8 protein-coding genes, 1 pseudogene and 1 riboswitch are annotated in these 10,072 nt (G+C 45.3%); of the genes and pseudogenes, 1 reads left to right on the top strand and 8 read right to left on the bottom strand.

What is annotated here, in order from left to right:
- Positions 1-27: 27 nt before the first annotated feature.
- Positions 28-563 (bottom strand): annotated as a pseudogene (locus tag AB1L08_RS19870) (YqjF family protein).
- Between the two features lie 307 nt (positions 564-870).
- Here AB1L08_RS19870 and AB1L08_RS19865 point away from each other — a divergent pair.
- Positions 871-1,332 (top strand): C40 family peptidase, encoded by a 462-nt coding sequence (locus tag AB1L08_RS19865; RefSeq protein WP_413066366.1) that lies wholly within the window; start codon positions 871-873, stop codon positions 1,330-1,332.
- Between the two features lie 208 nt (positions 1,333-1,540).
- On the opposite strand, the gene AB1L08_RS19860 is transcribed toward AB1L08_RS19865, so the two are convergent.
- From AB1L08_RS19860 to AB1L08_RS19830, 7 genes are all read right to left on the bottom strand, one after another.
- Entirely contained in the window at positions 1,541-2,143 is a 603-nt protein-coding gene (locus AB1L08_RS19860; protein ID WP_413066365.1) for a response regulator transcription factor, read from the bottom strand.
- A complete protein-coding gene (locus tag AB1L08_RS19855; protein ID WP_413066364.1) occupies positions 2,140-3,264 on the bottom strand; it encodes a sensor histidine kinase in 1,125 nt (374 codons plus the stop codon). Before AB1L08_RS19855 ends, AB1L08_RS19860 begins: the two co-directional genes overlap by 4 nt.
- Before the next feature lies 1 nt (position 3,265).
- Positions 3,266-4,000 carry an ABC transporter permease gene (locus AB1L08_RS19850; RefSeq protein ID WP_413066363.1) on the bottom strand — a complete coding sequence of 245 codons (735 nt, stop codon included), beginning with the start codon at positions 3,998-4,000 and terminating at the stop codon, positions 3,266-3,268.
- Positions 4,001-4,903 carry an ABC transporter ATP-binding protein gene (locus tag AB1L08_RS19845; protein ID WP_413066362.1) on the bottom strand — a complete coding sequence of 301 codons (903 nt, stop codon included), beginning with the start codon at positions 4,901-4,903 and terminating at the stop codon, positions 4,001-4,003.
- 290 nt (positions 4,904-5,193) lie between these two features.
- On the bottom strand, positions 5,194-7,479 hold the full coding sequence (gene metE, locus AB1L08_RS19840) for a 5-methyltetrahydropteroyltriglutamate--homocysteine S-methyltransferase (protein ID WP_413066361.1): 2,286 nt from the start codon (positions 7,477-7,479) through the stop codon (positions 5,194-5,196).
- Positions 7,480-7,498: 19 nt separating this feature from the next.
- Entirely contained in the window at positions 7,499-9,331 is a 1,833-nt protein-coding gene (locus AB1L08_RS19835) for a bifunctional homocysteine S-methyltransferase/methylenetetrahydrofolate reductase (protein WP_413066367.1), read from the bottom strand.
- Positions 9,328-9,618, bottom strand: a complete 291-nt coding sequence (locus AB1L08_RS19830) for a PLP-dependent transferase (RefSeq protein ID WP_413066360.1) — start codon at positions 9,616-9,618, stop codon at positions 9,328-9,330. Before AB1L08_RS19830 ends, AB1L08_RS19835 begins: the two co-directional genes overlap by 4 nt.
- Positions 9,619-9,712: 94 nt before the next feature.
- Positions 9,713-9,821, bottom strand: a riboswitch (SAM riboswitch).
- Positions 9,822-10,072: the final 251 nt, after the last annotated feature.

Here is a 10,072-nt window from a genome sequence, read left to right as displayed (position 1 = left end):
CGACGCAGTGAATCAGGATTCCTTTTATTAAACAAAACAATTCAAATTTCTACATTTATTGATATGCGGAAGATGGGCTATAAAAAAACAATAGCGTTCATAAAGCCAAAACTCCAGACTTCCCCTTTCCGGCAAAAAGTAGTCCTCAGCGTGTTGATAGCTGACCGAGAATGCTTCTTTTTGGTATTTACTTCGAAAATGGATCGTTTTCCCCTCTTCTTCCATTTCCATCGAAGCATGCCGATATGGAAGAAAAGCCCCCATCCGGCCACCCCAAACAGGAAGCCGCTTGCTTGCATCCAAACTGAAAAAGTAATCCCCGGCGTCCCCTTGTATGTCACGTATGTTCTCACATTCATTTCAAGGAAAGAGTGAATAAACGGGAGCGAAGGGAGCGAAGGCAGCCACCGCAGCCGTACATTTGTAGCCTTAAAGGGCGTGATGCCGATCCAGCCGATTCCGTCAAACAAATCGATATCCAATGAAGACGGAACGTGCTTTCTCAAGATTCGTGATGAAACGGGCCAATGGCAAAATAGCAAATGATGCCACGTTTGTGTCATGAGCCATGGACCGCTCGGCACAGGAAACGGGCGTTGGGACGTTTCCAAAAACTCATCATGCATGCAATAAATTCCCCTTTCCACGGGCTTGTTTTCTTTCTTATTCCCTCAAACAACTTGCACTACACAATATCTTTTAAATGACCATCGGCGGGGCATTATGGAAATAAAAGGGAAATTACCGGCCTTTTGATACATTTCTATCATACAACTGTTACATAAATGAAAAATACTCTGCTATTTTGTCGTGTTATGATGAATTTACATCAAAAAGAAAAAAATGGAGTTCCAGGGGGAAATTGCTGGAATGTCGACTGTCAAAAAAACGATTTTGTCATTCATTGCCATCGTCATGCTTGCCGTCATTGCCAATCAACCCAATGCGAGCGCAGCCGCCAAGCCTGCAGGAAGCGCAATCGTACAAGAGGGGAAAAAATACCTGGGTGTACCGTACCGTTACGGAGGTTCGACACCACGAGGTTTTGACTGTTCAGGTTTTACTTCCTATACGTTCAAAAAGAAAAATATCTACATTCCGAGAACCGCCCCTGAACAATTTAAAAAAGGGAAGGCGGTTACAAAGAAAAACTTAAAAGCCGGTGACCTTGTCTTTTTCAAAACAACATCCAAGAAATCTGTTTCCCATGTCGGCATCTACATCGGAGGCAACAAATTCATCCATTCCGCCGGCAGAGGCGTGAGCATTACATCGATCAATGACCCATACTATTGGAAATCCCGCTACGCCGGTGCCAGAAGAGTATTATAAACCTTCCATTTACATAAATGACAGACAGGCTTGGTTGCTGTCTGTTTTGTTTTGGGCTTTTTTACAGTATCCTGCATATGGATAATTTGTAGTCAAAAGCCCCATTTGCGGCCTGCAAGCCGCCGCCACCGTCCATGCATGGGACAGGCTTCCAACTTAACCCGCGTTGATGACAATACCCATTGTTTAATGGAAAGCAAACATGCATTTAGATCCAGCCTTTTTCCTCCGCCAAGGCTATTGCTTCAATTTTATTTTTCACGTTGAGCTTTTGAAAAATTTCAGACATGTAATTGCGAACTGTCCCCGAAGATAAAAACAATTGGCTGGATATTTCTTTTGCCGTTTTCCCGGATGCCGCCAGTAATAAAATTTCCTGTTCCCTCCTCGTTAACGGATTGTCCTCGTTATATGAATTCATGACCAGCTCCTCGTCAAATTCCCGTTTTCCTTGCATCACGCGGCGGATGGATGCCGCCAAATCAGCAACAGAGCCATCCTTTAATAAATACCCGTGCACACCGGCTTTTACTGCCCTTTCAAAATATCCGGGCTTGGCGAAAGTGGTCAATATGATGACCTTGCAGGACGAACCGTTTTCCTTTAATTCATCGGCTACATCCAGACCGCTTTTGAGCGGCATTTCAATATCCAGCAAACAAATGTCAGGCTCAAGCTTTTCGATCAGCCGGCTTGCTTCTTCCCCATTTTCAGCCTGCCCGACGATTTCCATATCCTCTTCAAAATCCAACAATGAACCGAGGGCTCCCCTTAGAATCCCCTGGTCTTCCGCAATCACGATTCGAATCATTCGGCTGCCCCCTCCTGATCTTGTTTCAGTATAATCAGCACTTGCATCATGACCGTTGTTCCGCCGTTCGATTGAATGTTCAGTTTCCCATCAATGAGACTCAACCTTTCCCGCATTCCGTTCAATCCGTTACCACTCATCTCCTGTTGTTCGAAGCCCACCCCATCATCATGAACCTGAATCGTCAAATTGCCGCGGCTTCTTTCAATCTGAACGGTACAATTTTTCGCTTTACTATGCTTGACAACATTTGTCCCCGTTTCTTTCAGGCACATGCCCAAAATATTTTGCTGCAAAAGCGGAATATCCGAGAAATCCTCTTCTCCTTTTACCGTAAAATCTATCCCGGCCGTGTTCATAATCCGCTTCATATTCGCAAGCTCTTCTGCAATTGTAATGGCACGCATGCTGGAAACGAGCTCGCGGACTTGGCGCAATGCGGATCGGGACGTCATTTCTATCTCTTTCGCCTCCGCCTTGGCACGATCCGGATCCTTTTCAGCGAGCCTTTGAACGAGCTGGCTTTGCAGCGTTATGAGGGAAAGCGTATGGCCAAGGGTATCATGCAGATCCCTGGCAATTCTGACCCTTTCCTCCCGCTTGATAAATGCCTTGATTTGTTCATTGGCTTCGTCAAGCTGTTTTTCCAATTCCATCGATTTATTCATGGAACGGATACCAAACGGCGAAACGAGCATGATGACAAGAAACGGCAGGAAAAAAAGAATGTTGACCCCCTGAACGATTAATATGATCGCTCCGATCGCCAAGGCTGCCGCCAGCCCTATCAAACCATAATAAAATTGCTTTTTATTGGGATACCATCCAATGAAATGCGCCGAAAAAAAACCCAAAAATACATGATACGGACTATACCATATCGTTAAAAGGATCATAATCACAATTTGTACACTTAACCAGAAGGTGAACGTTTTTTGCGTTTCCACCTGGCTGTACAGCTGTCTGTAAGTGACGAGAAAAAGGAAAAGCAAGCCCCAGCCGAAAGCGGCTTTCCAGCCGTCTGTTTGGGATACATAGTAGGCCGGCATGGCTAAATAAATGACGAAAATGTATGGAAAGAATCCATACCTTTTTGGGAATATTTCAAAAGCCCTGCTCATATTACACCGCTTCCTGTCTCCTTCTTATATAAGTCGATATTATCATAAACAAAACGAGGTAAGCGGATAACATCACAATATTCATCCAATCAGGCGCATTTCCCCGAATGATGGCCCAAGCACCGTTCCCAAAGTGAAATGCGGGAAGGGATTTTCCGATCCATTGAATCATTTCAGGCAATATGTCCATCGGCATCCACATGCCGCCTGTAATCGCCAAAGTGAAATAGAGGATATTGCTCACGCCAACGGCTGTATCAACTTTTTTCATGGCACCGATTAAAACACCCAACCATAGGAACGGAAGCGAACCAAGCAATATCCAGCCGCCGCTTAGGACCCATTCTCCTAATGAAAGAGTAACTTCGTTAAACAAGGCCCCCGCAGTAAAAATCACCAAAATCGAAAACACATGCACAATCGTCTGGCCGACTATTTTTGCGGAAAAATACGTATAGCTTGATAGGGGAGTGACCCGCATAAAAGTCGTCCACCCCTGCGCCCTTTCTTCCACCAACCGGATTCCCAACGTCATAATGGAGCTTCCCATGACGCTGAACGCTGTCATGGACATGAGAAAGTGGGCATTCCATACAGGATCGTCATTTCCAAATTTCATGACTTTTGTATAGACAAAATAAAATAAAATCGGCATGATCAGCGACCAAAAAATATAATAAGGGTTACGGAACATTCGAAGCATTTCCGCCTTGCTTTGTTGAATGAATATATTCATTTAGACGGCCTCCTCTTGTGATGCGGTCAATTGTTCAAAGGCTTCTTCCAGTTTGCCTTTTTCGATTTGAATATCTTTTACAGGCAGGTTTTCTTTATAAATGATGGACAAAACAGCGTCCGTATCGTCCGTCATGATGTGTACGCGCCCTTCTTTTTCGATCACTTCTGTAACAAAAGACAATTTGAGAAAACGACCTTTGGAAAAGACCTCGCCAGCGACGAAGGAGACAGATTGTTTTGTCATGTCCCTTTTAATCTCTGCCGTTTTTCCGTCGGCAATGATGCTGCCGTTCTTGAATACAATCATTCTCTCTGCATAATCATCCGCTTCCTGCAAGTAATGCGTTGTAAAAATAATCGTTTTCCCTTCGCTGGCAAGCTCTTTGACGGTTTCCCAAAATAATCGGCGCGATGAAATATCCATCCCGACCGTCGGCTCATCAAAAAACAGCAAATCCGGATTTCCCGCCAAGGCCAACGCAAAAGCTACCCTCCGCTTTTGCCCTCCGGACAATTTTTCCGTCCGTCTCTCCAACTCATTCTTTTCAAGCCCCGTCAGCCTGATTAAATGATTCATCGGCAACGGGTTCGGATAATAGCTTCTGAATAACTGGATCAGCTCCTTCACTTTTAAACCATCCATCAAGCTTACTTCCTGGAGCATCACACCCATTTTTTCCCGAACCTCTTTATTCTTGGGATCCTTTTGAAAAATGGCTGTTTTCCCTTCCGTTGGGCGAAGCAAACCAAGCATCATCAGCATCGTCGTTGTCTTTCCCGCTCCATTCGGTCCCAAAATCGCCACCACTTCGCCTTGTTGAATGGAAAAAGAAACTTGATTCACCGCTCTTTTCCCATTGAACTCTTTTATCAAATCAATGATTTCCACGATCTGATTCAAATCCTCACCCCCGTTTATCTTAACTCCATTGTATACAGCGGCTTTCGGGCATATCAGTAGCTTCTGTCATGATTTGAGGTGACAAATGTCATGAAAAGGCTTTAAATTGGTATTCGGCATGATCCGAAAAAAAATAATTTACGATCCAAAACGGAGACTTTACTGTTCGATTTCACTCATTTTCGATCCGAATCGATCAGTTTACTATCCGTTTACCGCCGTTTACGAGCCAAATCGTAGACTTTACGAGTCGAGACAAAACGCCCCCCCGTTTCGGAGAGGGGCAAAAATTAATTCGTTTGGGCAGCGAGTTGGGCTTGCCTGATTTCTTTTGCGGCCTGGACCATATTTTTTAAGGCTGCAATGGTTTCCGGTTCCTGCCTAGTTTTGAGTCCGCAGTCCGGGTTGATCCAAAATTGCTTGAACGGGATTATTTTTAGTGCGCGGTTGACGTTTTCTTTTATTTCTTCAATGTCTGGAACGCGCGGGCTGTGGATGTCGTATACGCCCAGTCCGATTTCTTGATTGTATGTGTTTTTTTCAAATGCGGAGATGAGCTCCCCATGGCTTCTTGATGTTTCAATCGAAATGACGTCGGCATCCAAAGCGCTGATGGCGTCAAAAATATCTTCGAAATCGGAATAGCACATATGGGTATGAATTTGTGTACTGTTTTCCACTGAAGCGGTGGCGATTCTGAAGGCACGGACCGCACGATCCAAGTATTCTTTCCATTTATTTTCCTTCAGCGGGAGCCCTTCCCTTAAAGCAGGTTCATCGACCTGGATAATGGCGATGCCGTTTTCCTCAAGGGCTTCAATTTCACTGCGGAGCGCTGCCGCAATTTGATCGAGAACATCAAAACGGGAAATGTCATCCCTCACAAAAGACCAGTTTAAGATCGTGACCGGTCCCGTGAGCATGCCTTTCACCTTTTTCTTGGTAAGCGATTGGGCATACACGCTTTCCTTGACAGTGATCGGCTGTTCAAATGAAACATTACCGAAAATGATGGGCGGCTTGACGCATCTGGAGCCGTAAGACTGCACCCAGCCAAACTTCGTTACGAAAAATCCGTTCAGTTTTTCACCGAAGTACTCGACCATGTCGGTCCGTTCGAACTCTCCATGGACCAAGACATCGAGCCCGATGTGTTCCTGGATGGCAATCCATTTTTTCATTTCATCTTTTATATACTGCTCATATTCCTGATCCGTGATTTCGCCTTTGCGCCATTTGAGCCGCTGCTTTCTCACTTCTGCCGTTTGCGGCAAACTGCCGATCGTCGTTGTCGGCAATACGGGAAGCTGAAGCTTTTCTTTTTGTAAAACAATTCGCTCGTCAAAAGGCAATTTGCGTTCAACATTCAGTTCGGCTATCACCGCCTGAACCGCCGTTTGCTTCCGATGCTTGGATTCGTTCAACGCGGCAATGGCTTTGACACTGTCTGCAATTTCTGCCTTGATGCTCCCTTTGCCGCTACTCAATCCTTTGGCGAGAATGGCCACTTCATCCAATTTTTCATCGGCAAAAGCAAGGGCGCCTTTTACGACCGGGTCCAACGTATCTTCTCTTTTTGTGGTGACAGGAACGTGCAGCAATGAAGAAGACGGCTGAACAATGATCCTGTCTTTGCCGACAATTTGGGCGATTGTTTCCAGCAGACCAAATGCATCATTCAAATCGCGGCGCCAAATATTTCTGCCGTCAATAATACCGGCTGCAAGAAATTTATTCTTCGGAAAACCGTGGCAGCGTAGCAATTCAAGTGAATCCCCATGGACGAAATCAAGCCCGATCGCAGCAACCGGCAAATTGACAATGTCTTTATAAGAACTGATAGATTCAAAATACGTTTGAATCATGATATTGATGCCCGGCACTTCCGCGGCAATCGTTTCATATACTTTTTTCGCCTGGACAATATCCGCTTCCGACAAAGCCGTCGAAAAGCTCGGTTCGTCCAATTGAACCCATTTGACCCCGGCTTCTTTCAATTCTTGTAAAACTTCAATATATAACGGAAGAAATTCCTCAACCAATTGGGGGAATTCTTCTTCCTCGTAACCTTTGCCGAGCTTGATAAACGTGATCGGCCCCAAAATGACCGGCTTTCCTTCAATTCCCAATTCGTTTTTCGCTTCCTTATAAAAAACAAGCGGCCGGTTTTCGACCAATGAAGGCCTGGATTCATGAAATTCCGGAACGATATAATGGTAGTTAGTGTTAAACCATTTCGTCATTTCAGAAGCGACGGCATCCTGCACCCCCCGGGCAATCGCAAAATACGTTTCCAAAGCGGTCAGGGAATCCAGGGCCTGGAACCTTTTCGGAATAACGCCAAACATGACAGACGTATCCAGCACTTGGTCATAAAGTGAAAAATCCCCGACAGGAATCAGATCAATTCCTCTTTCTTTTTGCTTTTTCAGGCCTTCCAGACGTACTGCTTTTGTTTGCTGCAACAGCTCTTCTTCGGTCATTTTTCCATTCCAAAACTGTTCCAATGCCTTTTTCCATTCGCGCTGCTCCCCGATTCTTGGATATCCCAAGTTTGAACTCCATACTTTTGCCATGTTCATTCCTCCCATTTTTTTAAAATGTAGATAAAGCATGCTGCTTTTCGATCGTTTTTTGTTGAATGTATTTCGTTAATGCCACCGTCATTTCGTAACGGATAAACGGGGTGATCAAATAAATCCCATTGAAATATTGAATGGCAGTGTCGATTAATTCCTTGGCGATCGCCAGCCCCTCCGCTTTTTCGGAATCCGCTGCTGCCATTCTCTTTCGCGTTTCATCCGACAATTTAATCCCCGGCACTTCATTGTGGAGAAATTCCGCATTTCGTGCTGAGACAAGCGGCATGATTCCGATATAAATTGGTGCTTTGATATGCTTCGTCGCTTCCCGAATCCCGGCGATTTTTTCTTGGCTGAAGACCGGCTGTGTCAAAATGTAATCTGCGCCGCAAGCCATTTTCTTTTCCAAACGCTCCACGGCTTTTCCGATATGGTGAACATGGGGATTAAAAGCGGTTGCTACATGGAAATTTGTTTTCTGTTTCAGGGATTTGCCGGAAAAAGAGACTCCTTCGTTAAACTGCTTAATCAGCTTGATGAGATCAAAGGATGTTACATCAAAAACAGACGTTGCCCCCGGAAAGTCGCCGATTTTCGTCGGATCGCCCGTTATGGCCAAAATATCGCGGATGCCCAATATATGCAGGCCCATCAGATGGGATTGCAATCCGATCAGGTTGCGGTCCCGGCATGTGATATGGACGAGCGATGGCAGGCCGATTTTTCGCTTTACGAGCGAAGCCATCGTTTTATTGCATATTCTTGCAGATGCCAATGAATTGTCGGCAAGCGTCAGGCCATCCACACCTGCTTCTTTTAAAGCCCTCGCCCCCTCGAAAAATGTCCTTGTATCCAAATGCTTCGGAGTGTCCAATTCAACGATAATAGATCGTTTCGTTTTCACTTTCTCAAATAAAGTCAGCTCATCATCCTGTTTTCTTTCGGCTATTTCGAAGCTTTCCTGCCGCTTCACCTTTTTCTTTTCAAGCGGCTTCAACCTTTTAACCCCTTCTTTCAAAGCCTTTATATGCTCCGGCGTTGTTCCGCAACAGCCGCCTATTAACCGGACGCCTTCGTTTCGAAAGTGAAGGGCAAATGTTTTAAAATAATCCGGCTCGGATTGATACAGCAATCTTCCATCACGGTACTCCGGCAGACTCGCGTTTGGATAAGCCGATAAAAAAGCTTTTTCGGGGATCGGCACTGTTTCCAGCGCTTTCAGTACATGGTATGGGCCCAGGCGGCAATTCACTCCTATCACATCCGCTCCGAGATCCTCCAAACGGGCAAGCGCTTCGGCCAGCGACACCCCGCTCTCCAAAACGCCTGGCTCATGCATGGAAACATTCGTGATAATCGGAATATTCGTTACTTCCCGGGCGATTTTCAAAACAGCCGTCAGTTCGTCAAGATCGTAATACGTTTCGAGCAGCAGGCCGTCGACACCTTCCAGCAGAAGGCAATAAAGCTGTTCCCTGAAGCTGCGCTTTATTTCCTCGGCCGGTTCGGAATGAAATCGCGCTCCATGAATGCCGCCGATCGACCCAACCACAAATACATCCTTCCTTGCTGCCTTTCTTGCAATTTTGACCGCTTCGCTGTTCATCTTTTTGACCTGCTCCTCAAGTCCGTATCTTGAAAGTTTAATATAATTGGCCCCATACGTATTCGTCTGGATCACATCGGCTCCGGCTTTTATATATTCCTGATGAACGTGCAGAATATCGTCGGGATGGGTCAAGTTCAGTTCTTCGAAACAGCGGTCAATTCCAAACGAGTACAGGAGCGTCCCCATGGCGCCGTCACCGATTAAAATGCTTTCCTTCAAGCTATTCAGCAAGTTCAACATAGACTGCCCCCTTTTTCCAAAGAGGCAAAACCGTCCAGGGAGTCGAATGCCTGTGCCAAATCCGCAATCTGGGGGTCTCCCTTTTCCAGCCTTGCTATGACGTCTTCGAGCACATCCCGGGTCGGATTGCCTGTTCGAATAGAGTTGTAGCCGTTCATCAGGCCGATTTCTTTATGCCGGCAGGGGGCCGATAAATATATGGGGGTATTGACGGCCCCGCGCGGTTCATCCCTTGTATTGCCAATCTGTACAAGTAATGTTTCGGTTTTTTGCAATAAAGACACTTCTCATTCTCCTTCACTTGTATGTTTTGGAAGACTTTTTTAAACAAAAAAGCCTTCTCCAACAAGAAGAAGACCCAAAAAAAGATTAGGTTTCTTCTCATCTTTCAAGCGGTTTTTCGCTTGCTGGATTTAGCACCTTTCCGCATGAAGCGGTGGTTGCTGAGGTGTCATCGGGCCATTCCCTCAACCTCTCTTGATAAGAAAAAAGCTGCAGATAAAGTTGTGGTTTTTTCAAAGCAAAATAAAACCGGAAATACAGACCCCTTGAAAAGGCTGTATTTCCGGTTGACCGGTCAATACTCAATTTTGCTTTGATTCATGAAGTTACATCGTATTATATATATTTGCTATCCGGCTGTCAACAACTCCGCGCTTAAAACAGCTTTGAGGAGTAAATTTATGTTTTTTAGTCCTTAAAACAGAAAATGCACTTATCCACAGGTGTAAAAATTTA

It is taken from the genome of Siminovitchia jepli (genome assembly GCF_047228825.1).
Taxonomy (GTDB): domain Bacteria; phylum Bacillota; class Bacilli; order Bacillales; family Bacillaceae_C; genus Siminovitchia.
The sequence above is the reverse complement of the archived record's forward strand: the minus strand, read 5'-3'. Positions and strand labels throughout refer to the sequence as shown.

What these genes read in the sequence shown, in the direction of transcription:
- AB1L08_RS19865 (WP_413066366.1), top strand. Translation starts at nt 871, where the DNA reads ATGTCGACTGTCAAAAAAACGATTTTGTCATTCATTGCCATCGTCATG.
- AB1L08_RS19860 (WP_413066365.1), bottom strand. Translation starts at nt 2,143, where the DNA reads ATGATTCGAATCGTGATTGCGGAAGACCAGGGGATTCTAAGGGGAGCC.
- AB1L08_RS19855 (WP_413066364.1), bottom strand. Translation starts at nt 3,264, where the DNA reads ATGAGCAGGGCTTTTGAAATATTCCCAAAAAGGTATGGATTCTTTCCA.
- AB1L08_RS19850 (WP_413066363.1), bottom strand. Translation starts at nt 4,000, where the DNA reads ATGAATATATTCATTCAACAAAGCAAGGCGGAAATGCTTCGAATGTTC.
- metE (WP_413066361.1), bottom strand. Translation starts at nt 7,479, where the DNA reads ATGGCAAAAGTATGGAGTTCAAACTTGGGATATCCAAGAATCGGGGAG.